Raw genomic sequence first — 19,395 nt, forward strand, 5'->3', positions numbered from 1 at the left:
CTGCGTGATGGTCATACCCGCATCGTCTGCCGAACGTGACCGATCAGCAATCGAATTGCTTCGCTATGGCGAGGGCTCGCTCAGCAGCGTCTGTACGGCGGATTCCAGGTCCAGGGCGGTGACTTTGCGACGAAAGGCCGCGGCAACTCGGCCATCGCGATCCAGGACCACGGTATTGGGGAGGGCCATGGATATTGCGGGGAAGCTCGGCAACGTTTTCCCGTCGGGATCGAATAGATTCGGGTACGTCAAATTGTAGTGAGCGACGAATGCCTTGGCCGGCGAACGCTCATCGTGGATGTTCACGCCGAGCATGTGGACATTGAGGCCCGAGGTGGCCTTGACGAAGGCTTGCAGCTCGGGCGCCTCGTCGTTGCACGGAGCACACCACGACGCCCAGAAGTTGACCACAACCACGGAGCCGGCCCAGTCGCCGAGTCGGAATGCGGTGGCGTCCAGAAGTTGGCCGCTCAATAGCGGCGCCGCTGGACGACTCCCGACCGGAAAATGGACACTGGCGTCCGGTGTCTGTTTCACGCTTGGTTGACTAGTGTGCGGGTTGGACGGATAGGTATACCAGCCGACCGCAACGGTGGCAGCAAGGATCGTGGTGACGGCGACGATTCGAGTCACGGAAATTCTCGGGAATGGCATCTTCATCCAATCTCGCCGTTACTCGCTGGGAGATGTCTCAGCTCGCCGGTACGCTGCACCTTAGACGAACCACCAGCGCGGCGACCGGGGGACGGTGTCGATGGAAGTCAAAGACCTGCGGGAACCGGCCCGGGTTGTGGGCGACGCGCCGGATCTGGACGAGTTGGCGCGGGAGGTCAAGCGGGCCTGGCAGGCGTGGCAGGCAGCGTCGGCGTTCCGGTACGCCACGGTTGCCCAGCGACTACCGGCGCTGATCCGCCAGTGGGAAAGCCCGATGCGAGGGTATCGCGGCGCGGATTGGCGGCGGGCACAGTGGAAGACGAGCAAGGGTCGACGCTGGATGCCGATGACCCGGATCTGGCGGCCGCGGCGGTGTGGCTGGCGATGATGCGCTCAGCTCAGGTAAGGCGGGGCGCTTCCCTCCCATGTTCGGTGTAGATCGTCCGACCGCTCTTCTTCGCGATAACCGCCGCGTGAAGGCGGCGAACCAGTCTCGCCGGTGCGAGGCTTTCGAGCTCGGATGGTTCGACGTACCGGTACCCGTCGATCTCGCCGTCCTCGAACACGATCCGGCGTAGGTCGTCCGCGCTGAGGCTCCCGCCGTCGAAGACGTACAGGACCTTGTCGCCGTCGTTCTCCGTGGGTGCCCAGTCGACCACGAGCAGCGGCCCGACCGGGGGACTGATACCCAACTCCTCGCGGATCTCGCGGGCGCACGCCGCGGACGGAGCTTCGCCCGGCTCGACGAACCCGCCGGGTATATCCCAGTAGTCCTTGTACGTGGGGTGAAGCATCAGCACTCGGCCGGCGTCATCGAGGAACAGGGTGCCAGCGGACAACCGGGCCTGCGCCATGGGCGGCGGAGCGGCTGAGGTCACGGCTAGCAGCCTAGACAGACCGGCCGCGTCCGTGCGGCTTAAGGGTGGCGTTGGGTTCGGGCCGCACGGGGACAGCGGTCGGGGGAGCCGGTCGCTACCTTGACGCAATGGTCATGGACCCTGGCTTTCGCACCCTGGCCTCAGATGCCGAGCGACAGGCGGTCATTGAGCGGCTTCACGCCGCGACCGCCGAGGGACGCCTCACGCTGGAAGAGTTCAGTGAGCGGGCGTCCAGGGTGTACGGGTCCCGCACCCGCGCCGAGCTGGCTACGCTGATCCAGGACCTGCCGGTGGACACGTTCCCGCCCGCGGCGGGCATGCCGGTTGCCGGGCCGCCGGCACCGAGCAGCACGTTGCCACTGCTGGCGTTGATATTCGGTGTGGTGTCGCTGCCCGGGGACGCGTGCACGGGCCTCGGTGGGGCAAGCGGTCTGGCGGGCATCGTGTTGGGCATCATCGGCCTGCGCCGAATCCGTCGCGGCACGGCAAGTGGACGCGCCATGGCCATCATCGGCATCATCTGTGGCGCGCTGGGTGTCGCCGTACCTCTGGCGATGATGATTGTCGGTCTGTCCGTCATCGACTGAACGGGTAGGCTCCCCACCCGTGATCCCCACCGAGCGCCTGCGGCTGCATCCTCTCGACACCGATGGCGCGAGGGCCATTGTGGACGGTCAGCGCGACGATCGGTGGCACGCGGAGTTTCCCCGCGATGACGACCGGGACGCGGCGGGCATGGTTCTCGAGCGGTACCACGAGATCTTCGGTTCCTTCGTCATCGTGGAGTGCGCGAGCGAGCTGGTGGTCGGGACGATCGGCTTCTTCGGCCCGCCCGACGCCTCGGGCACTGTCGTGGTCGGCTATGGATTGGTACGGGCGGCTCGCGGGTCGGGGTACGCGTCCGAGGCGCTGCGCGGTCTCGTGGAGTTCGCGTTCGCTCGGGACGTACGCAGGATCGTGGCCGACACCGAGCGCGACAACGTTGCGTCGCAACGGGTACTGGAGAAGGCGGGATTCTCGCGTACCCACTCGACGGACGAGGTGCACTGGTACGCCCTCGTGCGCTAGGCGGCGTAGTCGCCCTCGGAACGGCCGATGAGGCTCTGGGTTCCGCGTACCCAGGCACGCAGTTCGTTGTCCCGAGCGCGTTGGGCGCACACGCCCACGCGGCGTCGGCGTGGGTCATCGCGGTCCCCGCGTCGCCGGCGTCCAGGGCGGCATAGGCGAGGACGCCCTGTATCCGTCCGAGGGTGAGGTAGAGGTCGCCGAGGTCTTGCGGGCTGTAGTGGTGCTGCCGCAGCCGGCGGAGGGCTTCGCCGCGCAGCTCGATCGCCCGTTGCAGCATGGGAACCGGGGCGGTCACCCGGGTGGCCGGGCCGGCGAGGGCGGAAAGTCCGGCTGCGCGGGGTTGTCGTCGACGTGCCGGGATGAGCGGTCGGGTAGTCGTTCGGGGGCCCGAAGGCTCAGTTCTACGGTGCCGGTCGCGACCTGCTCGTGCAGTTCGTCGAGGGCGCGCAGTTCGTGCGTGGCAAAGAGGTCGAACAAGTCGGACTGGTGTCCCGGAAGGTGTGACTCGGAGTTGAGCCGGTCGAGTTCGGCGGTGCGGCCGGTGGCCGACAGATACCTCACCAGAAATTCCCTGGTTGCCCGGCTGCCGATCCCGTCGCGTACAGCGGCCGTGAACGCCGACCGGAGGGCATCGCCCTCAATGAGCGCTCGCCTGAGCGGACTCTCGGGCACTTCGCCGCGGCCGAGCGCTTCCCGCAGGCCGGAGTCCGCCCCGGCGCTGGCCGGTGCGCGGGCGAAATCGCAGACGGCGGTTCGGATCGCCGGAACCGCGAGGATCCCGGAAAGGGGAAGGGGGACCGTGTCGTCCCGTGCGGATCTGTCGTCGGTGGACTCGGTACGGCGGATTTTCTTCAACCGTGACAACGCCCGCTCGGTCTGCGCCTGGCCCCAGCTGAGGCCATCGCCGCGAGATCCGTCGCGAAATCTCATGCTTCCCGATGCTCCAGTCTCGCCGCCGGGCGGTAGGAGGCAGACGTAGCGGATCAGGCCCGCTCAGGTACGAACAGACTACAGCGACAGCGGTCAATACGGAGATGGGCAGTGTCGGGTAGACCCGGTTGCGGTTCGGCGCGAAGGACCAGGCGGCGGCGTGGGGCGCGACGCCCGGTTGCGGTTCAGGGGCGGAAGACCCAGTTGCGCCGCTCGTACTGGACGGTGAAGCCGAGCCGCACCCGCATCGTTGCCGCGGCCACGATCTGGTCGCCGTGCCAGACGCCGTACGGATGCCAGCTCGGCCGGCCGACCAGCGACGCCACCATGTCTGACAGGTGCTCCTCGGGCATCCCGAATCCCCGCAGCATGGTGGCCGCCCAGGACGCGGCCTGTCCGGGCTCCACCGGGGCGACCCGCAGCGCCGGGTCCAGCCGGACCTCGGCATCGTCGGCCGAGGCGTTCAGCTCGCGGGCGAGCTTGACCCAGGTCGAGCCGGGTTGGATGTTCGCCCGGACGTGGATGTCGGCCCAACCGTCGGGCAGTGCGGAAGGCGCGAACTGCAGCACGGCCACCGGCGTGCTCCGCGACCGGTAGAAGTCGCACACCTCGTCGACGAGGTCGGCGGTCGCCGGCTCCTGGAAGCCGAATCCCAGTGCCTTGCTCCAGAACTGCGTGGGGTCGTGGCGCATGGACAGGGCCACGCCGCCGCCGAGCCGGGTGGCGTCCATGCCGAGCGCGTCCGCGGTCGCCCCCGGGGCGGCGGTCTCGAAGTCGAACAGCGCCTCGGCCTCGGACTGCTCGGCCAATCCGACATCCACTCGGGTCGTCATCTTCAGTTGCCTCTGGACGAAGGTGGCCGGTCCTTCGCCGGGCGCACAGCAACGCTAACGGAGCGGCGCGGCCATCGGTTTGACGCGCCGACCGCCCGGTGACCGTTGTCACGCCGCTGGAAGACGCGGTCGGCGCGGGTGGCCTTCGCTGGACCGCGCTCGTATCGCGCGGGGCGGTTGATCGTTTTCTTAGACGATGACGGTACGACACCCACGGGTGTTCCTGCCGGAGGAGGCGGCGGTTGACAACGAGTGCGGCGCATGCGGCCGCGTTCCGTCGGGAGCTTCCCGACGCCGGCGAGGTCTGGACGGTACTCGAGGACGGCGCGTACATCGCGCCGCACAAGCGCACCGGGCAGCGCGCCATGCCCTTCTGGTCGCGGCAGTCCCGGGCGCAGAAGGTGGTCGCGCAGGTGCCCGCGTACCAGGGGCTGGACGTCATCTCGATCCCGCTGGAGGAATGGCTCGGCGACCTGCTGCCCTGGCTGATCCAGGAGGACATCCTGGTCGGCGTCAACTGGAGCGGCAACCGGGCGACCGGCTACGACGTCGACCCGCGGCAGGTCATCGACTGGTTCGTGCCCAGCCGCGTGCTGGGTTGATCTGGCTCGTGGCCAGCCGCGCGCCGGGCTGATCCGGCTTGTGGTCAGCCGCGCGCTGGGCGGGCCTGGCCAGCGGGGTACCGATCAGGAGTTCGGTGTCCGGCAGCAGTTGGCGCAGCCGGGTCAGGGCGCGATGGGTACGGCTGCGTACCGAGCCGATCGAACAGTCCAGTACCGCGGCGACCTGGGTCTCGGTGAGGTCCTCGTAGTAGCGCAGGACCAGGATCGTGCGGTGTGCCGGCGAGAGGCGCAGCAGGGCTTCCCGCATCGACACCCGCAGGTCGGTCTGCCCGTGCGGGTCGGCCCCGACCAGGTCGTCCGAGGGGGCGATCAGCCTCTCCCGGTGCCGGCTCCAGCGCCGCCACCGGCTGATCTGTTCGCGGTACATCACTGTCCGCACGTATCCCTCGGGGTCTTCGTTACGCAGGGACTGCCACCTGGTCAGCGTCTTGACCAGGGCGGACTGCACCAGATCCTCGGCGGCGTGCCGGTCGCCGGTGAGCAGGTACGCGACTCTGACCAGTGCCGGAGCACGCAGGGTCACGAACTCGCTGAACCGTGCCTTCACGTCATCGTCCACGCCTCACCCCGTTTCCGGCGCCCACCCATTAAGACAGACGCCTGAGACCGCCGAAACTATCCACCCGAAGAGGACCGGGGTCGTAAGTTCGCACTGCGGTGTGATCCGCCCAGTCGCGACGAGAGATGACCCATGCCGGCGCGGTCATGTGGGTATTCACGTTTAGTCCGGGGACGGTCCGGGGCAAACAATGATATGGACCTGGGCGAGGAGCTCGTCGATCTCGACGAGGGCAGTCACGTTGCGCCCGATGGGGTAGTCGAGCATCCGCAGGCCAGCGACTTTGATCATGCGCGTACCCTGCCGGCCGATACGACCTGGTTCCAGCGGGCGGTCTTCTACGAGGTGCTGGTTCGGGCGTTCTACGACGCCAACAGCGACGGCCAGGGCGACATCCAGGGTCTGATCCAGCGGCTGGACTATCTGCAGTGGCTGGGCATCGACTGCCTGTGGTTGCCACCGTTCTACGACTCGCCGCTGCGTGACGGCGGGTACGACATCCGCGACTTCTACAAGGTGCTGCCCGAGTTCGGTACCGTGGATGATCTTGTCGCGCTGATCGACGCGGCGCACAAGCGCGGGATCCGGGTGATCACGGACCTGGTGATGAACCACACGTCCGACACCCACCCGTGGTTCCAGGAGTCCCGGCGCGATCCCGACGGCCCGTACCGCGACTACTACGTCTGGCGCGACGACGACCAGGGGTACCCGTGGGCCCGGGTCATCTTCGTGGACACCGAGGAGTCGAACTGGACGTACGACCCGGTGCGCAGACAGTTCTTCTGGCACCGGTTCTTCAGCCACCAGCCCGACCTCAACTATGAGAACCCCGACGTTCAGCGGGAGATGCTGAACGTCATCCGGTTCTGGCTGGACCTGGGCATCGACGGGTTCCGGCTGGACGCGGTGCCGTACCTGTTCGAGGCCGACGGTACGAACTGCGAGAACCTCCCGGCGACGCACGACTTCCTCAAGCAACTGCGCAAGGTGATCGACGACGAGTACCCGGGCCGGGTGCTGCTCGCCGAGGCGAACCAGTGGCCGGCCGACGTCGTCGAGTACTTCGGCGACCCGGAGACCGGCGGCGACGAGTGCCACATGGCGTTCCACTTCCCGCTGATGCCGCGCATCTTCATGGCGGTACGGCGGGAGTCCCGGTTCCCGGTCTCGGAGATCCTGGCCCAGACGCCGAAGATTCCGGCCAACTGCCAGTGGGGGATCTTCCTGCGCAACCACGACGAGCTGACCCTGGAGATGGTCACCGACGAGGAACGCGACTACATGTACTCGGAGTACGCCAAGGATCCGCGCATGCGCGCCAACGTCGGCATCCGGCGCAGGCTGGCCTCCCTGCTGGAGAACGACCGCAACCAGTTCGAACTGTTCACCGCGCTGCTGCTGTCGCTGCCCGGCTCACCGGTTCTGTACTACGGTGACGAGATCGGTATGGGAGACAACATCTGGCTGGGCGACCGGGACGGGGTACGCACCCCGATGCAGTGGACGCCCGACCGCAACGCGGGATTCTCGACCGCGACTCCGGGACGGCTGTGCCTGCCGGTGAACCAGGACCCGGTGTACGGGTACCAGGCCATCAACGTGGAGGCACAGCGGGACAACTCGGCGTCGCTGCTCAACTGGACCCGTACCATGCTGGCCGTGCGCCGGCGACACGTCTCGTTCGCGATCGGCGACTTCCAGGAACTCGGTGGCTCGAACCCCTCGGTGCTCGCCTATCTCCGGGTGCACGAGGACGACGTGGTGCTGTGCGTGCACAACCTGTCGCGCTTCCCGCAGCCGATCGAGATGAGCCTGCCGGCGTGGAACGGGTACACCCCGATCGAGCTGACCGGTCGGGTGACGTTCCCGCGGATCGGCCACCTGCCGTACCTGTTGACATTGCCGGGATACGCGTTCTACTGGTTCCAGCTGTGCGCCCCAGGGGATGAGTCATGACGCTGCCGTTCGAGGAGTGGCTGCCGAAGCAGCGGTGGTACGCCGGGCGTGCCAGGGTGCTGGAGCGCGTCACGCCGAGCGTGGTCACCGTCCTCGCCCCCGACCTGGAGCACGTCCTGCTGGAGGCCGCGTACACCGACGGCGGCACCGAGGTGTACCAGATGTTCGTCGGCTGGGACCTGGAGCTGGCGGAGGAGTTCGTCGGCCAGGCCACGATCGGTGTCCAGGACGGGCGGACCGGGTGCGACGCGCTGTTCAGCGAGGACGCGGCACGCCGCCTGCTCGCCTTCATCCAGGCCGGTACCGTTGTGGACGACCTGAGGTTCGTGCCGGAACCGGGAGGGGAGTTCGCGACCGACCTGCCGGCCCGGGTCATCGAGGGGGAGCAGAGCAACTCCAGCGTCATCTTCGACTCCCAGGCGATCCTCAAGGTGTTCCGCCGGGTCATCTCCGGGCAGAACCCGGACGTGGAGCTGAACCGGGTGCTGGCCCGGGCGGCCAGCCCGCACATCGCGCCGCTGCTCGGGGCGATCGAGAGTGTGGCCGGCGACGGCGGGCCGACCTCGCTGGCGATGGTGACCGCGTACGCGCCGAACTCCGCCGACGGTTGGTCGATGGCCATCGCCAGCGTGCGCGACCTGCTCGCCGAGGCCGACCTGCACGCCGACGAGGTGGGCGGTGACTTCGCCTCGGAGGCGTTCCGGCTCGGTGAGGCGGTGGCGGAGGTGCACGCGACGCTGGCGATCGAGCTGGGTACCTCGACCCAGCCGGCGCCGCTTGCCGAGATGCGGCAACGGCTGGACAGGTCCGTGGCGGAAGTCCCGGAGCTGGCCGGCGTCGAGGCGGCGGTGCTGGAGCGGCTGCGCGTGCTGGACGGCCCGGTGACGGTACAGCGGATACACGGCGATCTGCACCTGGGGCAGGTGCTCCGCACGCCCGACCACTGGTTCCTCATCGACTTCGAGGGGGAGCCGGGGCAGCCGGCGCAGGAGCGGCGCCGGCCGGACTCGCCGATGCGGGACGTGGCCGGGATGCTGCGGTCGTTCGACTACGCGGCGAACCAGTTGCTGGTCAACGAGCCGGACGATGAGCAGCTGGCGTACCGGGCCCGGGAGTGGGTGCAGCGCAACCGGGGAGCGTTCTGCGACGGGTACGGGAGCATCAGCGGGGTGGATCCGCGCGCGATGCCCGGGGTGCTGGGCGCGTACGAGCTGGACAAGGCGGTCTACGAGGCGGCATACGAGGCCCGGCACCGACCGGACTGGCTGTGGATCCCGCTGAAGGCGATCCGCGAGCTGCTGGACACCCCGGACCAGCCCGCCGCCTGACCCTGCTTCCGACTGGTCTGGCGCGGCGCGTCTGGCGCCGCTTCTGGTTCAGCGCGGCTGGCGCTGAGCGACGACCGGGGTGACGCCGGCCGGCGTTGTGTGGTTGGGTGCGGTACATGGCAGGGCTGGGCGGGATCCGCGGCAGCGCGACGCACCGGATCTACAGCGTCACGGTGTTCGTGATCCTCGCATCTCTGGAGAATGTGGCCATCGGGCTGCCGGTGCCGCTGTACGACCCGATCAGTCGCAGCCTGGGCGTCTCCAAGGGAGCGGTGAACCTGGTCACCGCGGCCAGCTTCCTGGTCACCGCGGTCGCGGCGGTCGGCTGGGCGTACACCGGAGACCGGAGCCGCCGCAAGCCGCTGCTGATGGGCGGCACGGCGATCTGGGCGGTCGGCTTCGGTGGGTGCGGACTGACCCACGGGTACCTGACGTACTTCGCGTTCCAGATGTTCGCCTCGATCGGGTTGGGCGCGGTGGCATCGGTCGGGTTCTCGGTCGTCAGCGACCTGATCTCGCCGCGCCGCCGGGGGTTGGTGATGAGCCTGTGGGGGCTCTCGCACGGCGTCGGTACCCTGGCCGGCACGCTGGTCGGCGGGGTGCTCGGCGCCGGGGCGAGCCCGGACGCCTGGCGCCGGCCGTTCCTGCTGATGGCCGGGCTCGGCCTGCTCGCGGTGCTGGCCTACCTGTTCGTGTACGACATCCGGCGCGGGCAGAGCGAGCCGGAGCTGGCCGCGCTGTTCGAGGCCGGCGGCGAGTACCGGCACCGGATCGACCGGTCCGACGTCGCCGTCATCCTGCGCCGGCGCACGAATGTGTGGCTGATCCTCCAGGGCCTCACCGCGCAGGCCACGTTCGGCTCGCTGGTCTGGCTGCCCCAGCTGCTCCAGTCCAGGGCGCAGACGCAGGGGTACCCGGAGTCGACTGCGATCGTGGTCGGCAGCGTGTTCTCCGTACTGTTCCAGCTCGGCGGCGCACTGTCGATCATCGGTGGGCTGGTCGGCGACCGCCTGCAGCGCCGTACGCCGCGGGGCCGCGCGCTGGTGGCCGCCGCCGGGATCTTCGCCGGTGTCCCGTTCTACGTGGTGCTGTTCTTCGTGCCGCTGCGCGTCCACATATCGGCCGGCGCGGGCAAGTCGGAAATCGTGCTCGCCGTGCTGCGCAGTGTGGTCACCGAGCCGACGGTGGCGGCGTGCTTCCTGGCCGCGTTGACCGCGCTCGCGCTGACGTCGGCGAACTCGCCGAACTGGTTCGCCCTGCTCGCCGACGTCAACCCGCCCGAGCACCGGGGCACGGTGTACAGCATGGGCAACCTGGTCAACGGCGTCGGCCGGGCGGCCGGCAACAGCCTGGTCAGCGTGATGTTCCGGGTACTGACCCGGGCCTTGCCGCCGCCGCTGAACTACGCCACCGGGCTGGCCGTGTTCCAGGTGTTCTTCATCCCGACTGGGATCATGTATTACCTCGCCTCGCGCACCGTCGCGGGCGACATCGACGCGGTACGCGGGCTCCTGCGCGCCCGGGGCCGCGGCACCGGCACTGGTACGCCGGAGGAGGACCAGCCGGTGGAGGCGACGACCGGGTCCTGATCCGGTCGCGCCCGGATTCGGTCACGCGGTACGCCAAACGGGCAGCGGCCGTGAGTAAACGGGCACCCGCTATGTCCGGATGACTGCGAAATATCGGTACGAAGCCGCCTAATGTCGTCCGCGAAACGGGCGGCAACGGGCAGGAACGATCGCGCCGTGAAACTGGCCAGCGGGTATCGACGATGTTAGACATTTGTCACGGCTAGTCCCTGCCTCATCGAGGGGGTCGGCGAATGCAAGCGGAAGCGCGCCAGCACCGCATCCTCGCCTGCGCCCGCACCGAGGGCGGTGTCGACGTCGGCAAGCTCGCCGGTGAACTCGGGGTCGCGCCCGAGACCGTCCGGCGTGACCTGCGGGTACTGGAACGGCACGGGCTCATCCACCGCACACATGGCGGCGCGTACCCGGTCGAGACCGCGCGGTTCGAGACCACGCTGGCGACGCGCACCACCCGCCGGGTACCCGAAAAGCGGCGCATCGCGGCGGCGGCGGTCGAACTCCTGGGCGACGCCGAGACGATCTTCATCGACGAGGGGTTCACCCCACAGTTGATCGCCGAGGTGCTGCCGACCAACCGGCCGCTGACCGTGGTGACCGCGTCACTGCCCACGGCCGCCGCGCTGGCGACCGCCGACTCGGTGACCGTGCTGCTGCTCGGTGGCCGGGTCCGGGGCCGCACGCTGGCCACGGTGGACCACTGGGCGACCCGGATGCTGTCCGGGTTCGTGCTCGACCTCGCGTTCATCGGGGCTAACGGGATCTCCCGGGAACGCGGCCTGACCACCCCCGATCCCGCCGTCGCCGACGTCAAGGCCCGGGTGGTCGAGGTGGCTCACCGCCGGGTGTTCGTCGGCGTGCACACCAAATTCGGCGTATCCAGCTTCTGCCGGTTCGCCGAGGTCAACGACCTCGAAACCATCGTCACGGACACCGCGCTGCCGGCGACCGAGGCGCACCGCTACTCACTGCTCGGACCGCAGGTGATCCGCGTCTGAGCCGACTCCGACTGGTCTGGCTCGGCGCGTTTGTTGCCGCGCGGCTATCCAGACCAGTCGCCCCACACCAGTTCCGCTCCGAGGAGTACCCATCTGGAGGCGCGTTGTGCCAAAAGTTAGGCAATTTACACCAGTATTAGCGGCTATCGGCGCTATTGCTCTCGCGCTGTCGGGGTGCAGCGGAGCCGGTGGGGGCGGCGGCAGCGGTGGCGGCCACACCCTCAACGTCCTGATGGTCAACAACCCGCAGATGGTCGACCTGCAGAAGCTGACCGCGGACAACTTCACCAAGCAGACCGGCATCAAGGTGAACTACACGGTGCTGCCGGAGAACGACGTGCGCGACAAGATCAGTCAGGAGTTCTCCAGCCAGGCCGGGCAGTACGACGTCGCCACCATCAGCAACTACGAGGTGCCGTTCTACGCCAAGAACGGCTGGCTGTATCCGCTGGACGACTTCGTGAGCAAAGACAGCGGCTTCGACCAGTCGGACATCCTGAAGCCGATGACCGAGTCGCTGACCGCGGACGACGGAAAGCTGTACGGCGAACCGTTCTACGGCGAGTCGTCGTTCCTCATGTACCGCAAGGATGTGTTCGCCGCCAAGGGACTCACCGTCCCGGACAACCCGACCTGGCAACAGGTGGCCGACCTCGCGGCCAAGGTGGACGGCGCACAGCCCGGCATGCGGGGCATCTGCCTGCGCGGCCAACCCGGCTGGGGTGAGGTGATGGCGCCGCTGACCACCGTGGCGAACACGTTCGGCGGCACCTGGTTCACCAAGGACTGGAAAGCTGGGCTCAACAGTCCACAGTGGACGCAGGCGACCACCTTCTACGTGAACCTGGTTCGCGCGCACGGCGAGGCGGGCGCACCGCAGTCCGGATTCACCGAGTGCCTGAACGATCTGGAGCAGGGCAAGGTGGCGATGTGGTACGACGCCACGTCGGCGGCCGGCTCGCTGGAGGCCAGCGACTCGCCGGTGACCGGGAAGATCGGGTACGCGCAGGCTCCGGTGGTTCAGACCAAGAGTTCGGGTTGGCTCTACACCTGGGCCTGGGGCATCCAGAAGGCGAGCAAGCACTCGGCCGACGCGTGGAAGTTCGTCTCCTGGGCCTCCGGCAAGGACTACGAGAACCTGGTCGGTACGAAGCTGGGTTGGGCCCGGGTACCGGCCGGCAAGCGCACCTCGCTCTACGCCAACCCGGCGTACCAGCAGGCGGCGGCGGCCTTCTACAAGCAGACCCAGGAGGCCATCAGCTCGGCCGACCCGCGCAACCCGGGAGTCCAGCCCCGCCCGACGATCGGCATCCAGTTCGTCGACATTCCCGAGTTCACCGACCTGGGCACCCAGGTGTCGCAGGCCATCAGCTCGGCCATCGCCGGACAGCTGAGCGTGAACGCCGCCCTGACACAGGGCCAGCAGCTGGCCGAGAAGGTCGCGGCCAAGTACCAGAGCAAGTGACTGGTCGCCAGGTGCCCCCGCCTCGCGGGGGCACCCCGACCTCCACTGTGGAGAGAGCCGATGAGTGCCGTTGATACCGCCACCACCCGGGTGGCCGGGCCGGTCGGTGCCCGGTCCGCCCGCGCGCACCCGCGCCGGGCCGCCTGGGCCCGCCGGGCACCGCTGCTGCCCGCACTGGTGTTCCTCGTCGTGGTGACCCAGTTGCCGTTCATCGCCACGCTGGTCATCTCGTTCATGAACTGGAACGCGCTGTATCCGGACCAGCGCAGCTTCACCGGCGTGGACAACTACCGCGCGGTGTTGACCGACGCGACACTGCGCTCGTCGATCGTGACGACTGTGGTGCTCACCGTCTCGGTCGTGCTGATCAGTCTCGTGCTGGGACTGCTGGTCGCCTTGCTGTTGGACCGCTCGTTCCTCGGCCGCGGCGTGGTGCGCACCATGCTCATCGCACCCTTCCTGGTGGTACCGGTGGCGGCCGCGTTGCTGTGGAAGCACGCCCTCTACAACCCGGAGTACGGGCTGTTCAACGGCGTACTCACGGACATCTGGCGGCTGTTTGGCGGCACCGCGCCGCAGCCGGACTGGGTGACCCAGCTGCCGAAGGCCGCGGTCGTCACCGAGTTGGTGTGGCAGTGGACCCCGTTCATGATGCTGATCCTGCTCGCCGGGCTGCAGAGCCGGCCGGCAGAGGCGGTCGAGGCCGCCCGCGTTGACGGGGCGGGCCCCTGGCAGACGTTCCGCTTCGTCACCCTGCCGCACCTGCGCCAGTACCTGGAGTTGGGCGCGCTGCTCGGCTCGATCTACGTGGTGCAGAACTTCGACGCGGTGTTCACCATCACCTCGGGCGGCCTGGGTACGGCGAACCTCCCGTACACCATCTATCAGACCTTCTACCAGGCTCACGACTACGGGCGCGCGTCCGCCGCCGGGGTGGTCGTGGTGATCGCGACGATCGTCATCGCCACGTTCGCGCTGCGGGTGGTCTCGTCCTTGTTCCGCGAGGAGGCCAGACGATGATGTCCCGAAAGCGTCCCTTTGACCGCGACGCCTCCTCCCTCGGCGCCGCTGGCGGCCGCGCGAAATCCTGGAAGCGTCCGCTTGACCGCGACGCCTCCTCCCTCGGCGCCGCTGGCGGCCGCGTGATGTCCCGAAGGGTCAACGCGTTCTGGGGCCTGGTCGCCTGGCTGGTCGGGATCGCGTTCTTCCTGCCGGTGGCGTGGATGGTGCTCACCTCGTTCCACAGCGAGGCGGACGCCGGTACGAACCCGCCGAAGTTCGGTGCCTCGCTGACTCTCGACGGGTACCGGGAGTTCTTCGGTGCGTCCACCGGGGCCAGTCCGTGGCCACCGCTCATCAACTCGGCGACCGCGAGCATCGTGTCCACGCTTCTGGTGCTGCTGCTCGCGATTCCGGCCGCGTACGCGCTGGCCATCAAGCCGGTACGCAAGTGGACCGACGTCCTGTTCTTCTTCCTGTCCACCAAGATGCTGCCGGCCGTCGCCGGACTGCTGCCGGTCTACCTGATCGCGCAGAAGATTGGGCTGCTGGACAACATCTGGCTGATGGTCATCCTCTACACCTCGATGAACCTGCCGATCGCGGTGTGGATGATGCACTCGTTCCTGGCCGAGGTACCGGTGGCGATCCTGGAGGCCGCGGCGATCGACGGAGCCCGGCTGCCGACCATCATGCGCAAGGTGATCGTGCCGGTGGCCGCGCCCGGAATCGCGGCGACCGCGCTGATCTGCTTCATCTTCAGCTGGAACGAGATGCTGTTCGCCCGGGTGCTCACCGGCGTCGTCGCGGGTACCGCGCCGGTGTTCCTGACCAGCTTCGTCACCAGCCAGGGGCTGTTCCTGGCCAAGGTCTGCGCCGCGGCGACGGCCATTTCCCTGCCGGTGTTGGCCGCCGGGTTCGCCGCCCAGGACAAGCTTGTCCAGGGCCTGTCGTTGGGAGCCGTGAAGTGAGGGCTGCTCTTATCGGTTCGCCGGGCAAGGTGGAGGTGACCACGGTCGAGGACCCGACGCCGGGGCCCCGGGACGTGGTGGTCGAGGTCGCCGCGTGCGGGCTGTGCGGCACCGACCTGCACATCCTGCAGGGCGAATTCGCCCCCACCCTGCCGATCGTTCCCGGTCACGAGTTCGCCGGTACCGTCGTGGCCGTCGGTACCGGCGTGACCGAGCGGCGGGTGGGCGAACGGGTGGCGGTGGACCCCTCCCTGTTCTGCAACGAGTGCCACTACTGCCGGCGCGGGCGCAACAACCTGTGCGAGCGCTGGGCCGCGATCGGAGTCACCACGGCCGGCGGGGCGGCCGAGTTCGCCCTGGCGCCGGTGGCCAACTGCGTACCACTGCCCGAGCACGTGGACACCCGCGACGCGGCGCTGATCGAACCGCTGTCCTGCGCGCTGCGCGGGTACGACATCCTGCGCAACGCCCTGGCCGCACACGTGCTCATCTACGGTGCCGGCACCATGGGCCTGATGATGCTCGAACTCGCCAAGCGGACCGGCGCGTCCATTGTGGACGTGGTGGACATCAATCCGGACCGGCTCGCCGCCGCCCGTGCGCTGGGCTGCTCCTCGGCGGCCGGCCGGGCCGGCGACCTGGACCGGGTGCGCGGCTGGGACGTGGTCATCGACGCGACCGGCAACGCGCACGCCATCCAGGACGGACTCGGCCGGGTCGGCAAGGGCGGCACGTTTCTCCAGTTCGGTGTCGCGGACTACTCGGCGCGGGCGAGCGTCGAGCCGTACCGGATCTACAACCAGGAAATCACCATCACCGGGTCGATGGCGGTGCTGCACAGCTACGAGCGAGCCGCCGAGCTGTTCGCCGGCGGCGTTCTCGATCCGGAGGTGTTCATCAGCGACCGGCTTCCGTTGGAGCGGTACCCGCAGGCGCTGGAGCAGTTCGCCGCGGGCATCGGCCGGAAGATCCAGGTGTTGCCATAGTGGGTCTCGAGCCGGCGCCGCCTGGGTGGGGTGGCGGCGCCGGCCCGGGCCGGCTCAGGTCATCCGGCGTACTGCGCGACGATGCTGGTGAACTCCCAGTTCTGCTGGGACACCCCGCCGCACGAATCGGCGCCGGTGCTGTTGCCGCCGGTACACGGCCGGTCCCGGTCGGCCGACCAGAACGTGAACCGGGCGATATGGTGCTGCTGCGCGTAGCTGAGCATGGTGCGGAAGTCGGCCTGGGTCACCGTCTCGTTCTCGTCGGTGATGCCGTTCATCGACGAGATACCTGTGTGGCGGTACGCCTAGTCGTCGGTGTAGCCGTAGGCGTTCTTGACGGTGTTCTTGAGCCCGGTGGCGGCCTGGACGGTCAGGTTGCCCATGTTCTGGCCGGCGCCGCCGAAGTCGAACGGCATGATGGTCCAACCGTCGACGGTCAGCCCGGAGGAGGCCGCCCGGTTGATCATGCTGGAGTCGGGCCCGTTCGGGCCGCTCGGGAACGTCACGTAGAGCGTGATGCCCGGGTTGTTGGCCCGGATCGTCTTCAGCGCGTCGATGGTGCGCTGCTGGAGGGTGGCGTTGTTGTAGACGCTGCCCTCGATGTCGACATCGAGCGCCTTCAGCCCGTACGCGTTGATGACCTTCTGGTACGCCCCGGCCAGCGCGCTCGCGCTGCCGCAGGACTGCTCCAGCCAGTTGCCGGACGCGCCACCCGAGGAGACGACGATGTCGCCGCCGGCACCGCGGATGTTGTTGATGGTGCTCTGGTCCACTCCGCCGGTCAGCGGCCGGCTGCCGTCCCATTCCGGGTTGCAGGTGCCGCTGGAGAGCATGAAGGCCATGGTGAACCACTTGATGCCGGTCGCGGACATGATGGTCCGTGGATCGGGCAGGTTACCCCAGCCGAGGTACGCGTACGGCGCGGCCGCCATGCCGGCGGCGCCGCCGGTCGGGGGAGGCGTGGTCGAGCCGCCGCCACCGGTCGGGGTGTTCCATTGTTGGTTGGCGGCGCCGGTGCAGGTCCAGATCTGTAGTGGGGTGCCGTCGGCGGAGCTGGGTCCGGTGGCGTCGAGGCATTTGCCGCTGCCGGTGTTGATGAGTTGGGTGCCGTTGCGTTGCCATTGTTGGGCGGCGGTGCCGTTGCAGTCGTAGATCTGTACCTTGGTGCCGTTGGTGGTGCCGGCTGCGGCGACGTCGAGGCATTTGCCGAGGGCGCGGATGGTGTTGTCGGTGCCGATGGTCCATTGTTGTGCGGTGGAGCCGTTGCAGGTGTAGAGCTGGACCTGGGTGCCGTTGGCGCTGTTGGCCGCGGCGATGTCCACGCACTTGCCGCCGTACCCGGTGATCGCACCGGCGGTGGCGGCCGAGGCCGCGGTGATGCCGGCGATGCCGAGCCCGAGTGTGGTCGCCGTGACGGCGGTGACCGCGACGATCCTGCGTTTGGTGAGTCTCACGGATTCCTCTCCTGGTGGGCACCCGTTACGGGCAGCGTGCGGGCGCCCGGCGCTGAAAGCCTCTCGCGTACGGGTACCGGCCGGGGACCGCACGCCGCGACGGGGTCTGTCCTTCGACCCGGTCGCCAGCAGCGCCCGGTGGCGAGGCGTCGCGGTCAAGCGGCCGGGATGGTGCGGATTGCCGTGCGACGAACAGCCGCCAGACGTTCAGCGCAGCGTTACGAGTCCCCGTCGCTCGCATGTCGCACAGCATTGATCGAAGGCTATGCCGGGCCTCGTGAGTAAGTCAATAAAAGCTACGAATAAAGCTCCTGACCTGCGGTTATTGCTGATCGGAAAGTTAACTGTCGGTTGCCAAACCTGACGCTAGGTATTGACAGTCGACTGTCGCCGGTGTTTCCTTCGGTTACCAGCCGTGCCGATCAACCGGGCGGTCGCGCGCGGCGGCGGCCGACCATGAACGTCCACAGTGGACGATATTCCGGGCGTCGGCTGACCGAAGTCCGCACGGCCGGCCCGGCGCCAGGCGCTGGCCACGCCGGGTGCCGGCCGCCACCACCCCAGCCACGGAAGGATCCGTCATGTCCGCGATCTCGGTGCTCCGCTGGCGTCCGCCGGGCCGACGCCGGCCACGAAACCTGGTCCTGGCGGCCTCGGTCGTGCTGGCCGCCGCCATGGTGGTGCTCCCGATGCGCTTCGCCAGCGCGGCCTCGGAGGGCGTCAACATCTGGCTCACCACGACCAATGACGCCGCCGGCCGCAACGTCACGCGGGGCCTGCAGCAGCAGACTCCGATCGCGTTCAGTGGCAGCAGCGCCGCCGCCAACCAGAACATCACCGTGAACGAGAACACCAGGTACCAGCAGTTCGTCGGCGCCGGCGCGTCGTTCACCGACACCGCCGCGTGGCTGATGAACTCCAGCGGCGCATTGTCGGCGAGCACCCGCAACTCGGTGATGACGAAGCTGTTCGACCCCACCAACGGGATCGGCCTGGACTTCCTGCGCAACCCGATGGGCGCCTCGGACCTGGCACGGTCCAACTACACCTACGACGGCACCTGCTGTGACCTGAACGACTTCTCCATCAGCCACGACCTGGCCGACGTGCTGCCGCTGACCAAGCAGGCGCAGCAACTCAACCCGGGCCTCAAGGTGATGGCCACGCCGTGGACCGCACCGCCGTGGATGAAGGACAACAACGCGTACTCGCAGGGGTGGCTCCAGTCGCAGTACTACGCGCCGTACGCGCAGTACTTCGTCAAGTACGTCCAGGCGTACCAGGCGCAGGGCGTGCACATCGACTACGTGTCCCCGCAGAACGAGCCGACCTGCTGCCCCGGGTACCCGTCGGTGCAGTGGAACGCGAGCGGGCTGGACTACTTCGTCGGCACCGATCTGTTGCCCGCGTTCCACGCCGCCGGCCTGTCCACCAAGGTGCTCATCCACGACTGGAACTGGGACGGCTACGACACCTGGGCGGCACCGCTGATGAACGACACGGCGATCCGCAACGACTCGCTGTTCGGCGGCATCGCCTGGCACGGGTACGGGGGCGACGTCAGCGAGCAGACCACGGTGCACAACCTGTTCCCGAACGTTCCTGCCTTCGACACCGAGCACTCCGGCGGCACCTGGATCGCCAACCAGCAGAACGAAGACATGAACAACATCATCAGCTACACCCGGAACTGGGGAAACTCGGTGACGAAGTGGAGCCTGGCGGTCGACCAGAACATGGGCCCGCACAACGGCGGATGCGGAACCTGTACCGGGCTCATCACTGTCCACAATGGAGATAGCCGGAGCGGGCAGGTCGACTACACCGTCGAGTACTACGACATGGGCCAGCTGACCAAGTTCGTCAAGCCGGGGGCGTACCGGATCGACTCCACCGCCAACAGCACGATCCCGAACGTGGCGTGGAAGAACCCGGACGGCTCCAAGGCGCTCGTCGCCTACAACGGCACGGGTAGCACCCAGTCGGTGAAGGTGAACTGGGGCAACGAGTCGTTCACCTACAACCTGCCGGCCGCGACCTCGGCGACGTTCACCTGGAACGGTACCCAGGGCTCGGGCGGCGGTGGGGGCGGTGGCGGCACCGG

20 protein-coding genes are annotated in these 19,395 nt (G+C 68.3%); 13 read left to right on the plus strand and 7 right to left on the minus strand.

The genetic code is table 11. The features are described from left to right. Window positions 1–63: 63 nt before the first annotated feature. Window positions 64–660, minus strand: coding sequence for a TlpA family protein disulfide reductase (locus Raf01_RS26115; RefSeq protein ID WP_203920631.1), 597 nt, complete (start codon window positions 658–660; stop codon window positions 64–66). Window positions 661–754: 94 nt separating this feature from the next. On the opposite strand from Raf01_RS26115, the gene Raf01_RS26120 reads away from it, so the two are divergent. Beyond that, on the plus strand, window positions 755–1,042 hold the full coding sequence (locus Raf01_RS26120; RefSeq protein ID WP_203920632.1) for a hypothetical protein: 288 nt from the start codon (window positions 755–757) through the stop codon (window positions 1,040–1,042). A gap of 10 nt (window positions 1,043–1,052) precedes the next feature. On the opposite strand, the gene Raf01_RS26125 is transcribed toward Raf01_RS26120, so the two are convergent. Next, entirely contained in the window at window positions 1,053–1,532 is a 480-nt protein-coding gene (locus tag Raf01_RS26125; RefSeq protein WP_239133912.1) for an NUDIX domain-containing protein, read from the minus strand. A 107-nt stretch (window positions 1,533–1,639) separates the two neighbouring features. Between Raf01_RS26125 and Raf01_RS26130 the strand changes: the two genes are divergently transcribed. Together Raf01_RS26130 and Raf01_RS26135 are read left to right on the plus strand one after the other, a co-directional pair. Then, on the plus strand, window positions 1,640–2,119 hold the full coding sequence (locus Raf01_RS26130) for a DUF1707 and DUF4190 domain-containing protein (protein WP_203920633.1): 480 nt from the start codon (window positions 1,640–1,642) through the stop codon (window positions 2,117–2,119). Window positions 2,120–2,138: 19 nt separating this feature from the next. Beyond that, window positions 2,139–2,600 (plus strand): GNAT family N-acetyltransferase, encoded by a 462-nt coding sequence (locus tag Raf01_RS26135; protein ID WP_239133913.1) that lies wholly within the window; start codon window positions 2,139–2,141, stop codon window positions 2,598–2,600. A 291-nt stretch (window positions 2,601–2,891) separates the two neighbouring features. Here the strand turns inward: Raf01_RS26135 and Raf01_RS26140 are convergent, their stop codons facing one another. Together Raf01_RS26140 and Raf01_RS26145 are read right to left on the minus strand one after the other, a co-directional pair. Then, window positions 2,892–3,161, minus strand: a complete 270-nt coding sequence (locus Raf01_RS26140) for a hypothetical protein (protein ID WP_203920635.1) — start codon at window positions 3,159–3,161, stop codon at window positions 2,892–2,894. 554 nt (window positions 3,162–3,715) lie between these two features. Further along, window positions 3,716–4,363: a hypothetical protein gene (locus tag Raf01_RS26145; protein ID WP_203920636.1), complete on the minus strand. Its 648-nt coding sequence runs from the start codon at window positions 4,361–4,363 to the stop codon at window positions 3,716–3,718. 242 nt (window positions 4,364–4,605) lie between these two features. Between Raf01_RS26145 and Raf01_RS26150 the strand changes: the two genes are divergently transcribed. Continuing rightward, window positions 4,606–4,965 (plus strand): DUF2750 domain-containing protein, encoded by a 360-nt coding sequence (locus Raf01_RS26150; RefSeq protein ID WP_203920637.1) that lies wholly within the window; start codon window positions 4,606–4,608, stop codon window positions 4,963–4,965. On the opposite strand, the gene Raf01_RS26155 is transcribed toward Raf01_RS26150, so the two are convergent. Continuing rightward, entirely contained in the window at window positions 4,928–5,545 is a 618-nt protein-coding gene (locus Raf01_RS26155) for a SigE family RNA polymerase sigma factor (RefSeq protein WP_203920638.1), read from the minus strand. The genes Raf01_RS26150 and Raf01_RS26155 overlap by 38 nt on opposite strands. Window positions 5,546–5,740: 195 nt before the next feature. Between Raf01_RS26155 and treS the strand changes: the two genes are divergently transcribed. From treS to Raf01_RS26195, 8 genes are all read left to right on the plus strand, one after another. Then, window positions 5,741–7,504, plus strand: coding sequence for a maltose alpha-D-glucosyltransferase (treS, locus tag Raf01_RS26160; protein WP_203920639.1), 1,764 nt, complete (start codon window positions 5,741–5,743; stop codon window positions 7,502–7,504). After that, window positions 7,501–8,832, plus strand: a complete 1,332-nt coding sequence (locus Raf01_RS26165; RefSeq protein WP_203920640.1) for a maltokinase N-terminal cap-like domain-containing protein — start codon at window positions 7,501–7,503, stop codon at window positions 8,830–8,832. The genes treS and Raf01_RS26165 overlap by 4 nt, the downstream gene beginning before the upstream one ends. A gap of 116 nt (window positions 8,833–8,948) precedes the next feature. After that, window positions 8,949–10,421, plus strand: a complete 1,473-nt coding sequence (locus tag Raf01_RS26170; RefSeq protein WP_203920641.1) for an MFS transporter — start codon at window positions 8,949–8,951, stop codon at window positions 10,419–10,421. A gap of 233 nt (window positions 10,422–10,654) precedes the next feature. Further along, window positions 10,655–11,416, plus strand: coding sequence for a DeoR/GlpR family DNA-binding transcription regulator (locus Raf01_RS26175; protein ID WP_203920642.1), 762 nt, complete (start codon window positions 10,655–10,657; stop codon window positions 11,414–11,416). A gap of 232 nt (window positions 11,417–11,648) precedes the next feature. Beyond that, on the plus strand, window positions 11,649–12,881 hold the full coding sequence (locus tag Raf01_RS26180) for an ABC transporter substrate-binding protein (protein WP_239133914.1): 1,233 nt from the start codon (window positions 11,649–11,651) through the stop codon (window positions 12,879–12,881). A gap of 60 nt (window positions 12,882–12,941) precedes the next feature. Then, a complete protein-coding gene (locus Raf01_RS26185) occupies window positions 12,942–13,901 on the plus strand; it encodes a carbohydrate ABC transporter permease (protein ID WP_203920644.1) in 960 nt (319 codons plus the stop codon). Window positions 13,902–14,026: 125 nt separating this feature from the next. Next, on the plus strand, window positions 14,027–14,851 hold the full coding sequence (locus tag Raf01_RS26190) for a carbohydrate ABC transporter permease (RefSeq protein ID WP_203920645.1): 825 nt from the start codon (window positions 14,027–14,029) through the stop codon (window positions 14,849–14,851). Then, window positions 14,848–15,837, plus strand: a complete 990-nt coding sequence (locus Raf01_RS26195) for a zinc-dependent alcohol dehydrogenase family protein (protein WP_203920646.1) — start codon at window positions 14,848–14,850, stop codon at window positions 15,835–15,837. The genes Raf01_RS26190 and Raf01_RS26195 overlap by 4 nt, the downstream gene beginning before the upstream one ends. Window positions 15,838–15,896: 59 nt before the next feature. On the opposite strand, the gene Raf01_RS26200 is transcribed toward Raf01_RS26195, so the two are convergent. Together Raf01_RS26200 and Raf01_RS26205 are read right to left on the minus strand one after the other, a co-directional pair. Continuing rightward, on the minus strand, window positions 15,897–16,115 hold the full coding sequence (locus Raf01_RS26200) for a glycoside hydrolase family 18 protein (RefSeq protein WP_203920647.1): 219 nt from the start codon (window positions 16,113–16,115) through the stop codon (window positions 15,897–15,899). Window positions 16,116–16,142: 27 nt separating this feature from the next. After that, window positions 16,143–17,291, minus strand: coding sequence for a ricin-type beta-trefoil lectin domain protein (locus Raf01_RS26205; protein ID WP_203920648.1), 1,149 nt, complete (start codon window positions 17,289–17,291; stop codon window positions 16,143–16,145). A 581-nt stretch (window positions 17,292–17,872) separates the two neighbouring features. Here Raf01_RS26205 and Raf01_RS26210 point away from each other — a divergent pair. Continuing rightward, the coding region (locus Raf01_RS26210; RefSeq protein WP_203920649.1) for a glycoside hydrolase family 30 protein at window positions 17,873–19,395 on the plus strand (1,523 nt) is incomplete at its 3' end.

It is taken from the genome of Rugosimonospora africana (assembly GCF_016862975.1).
Classification (GTDB): domain Bacteria; phylum Actinomycetota; class Actinomycetes; order Mycobacteriales; family Micromonosporaceae; genus Rugosimonospora; species Rugosimonospora africana.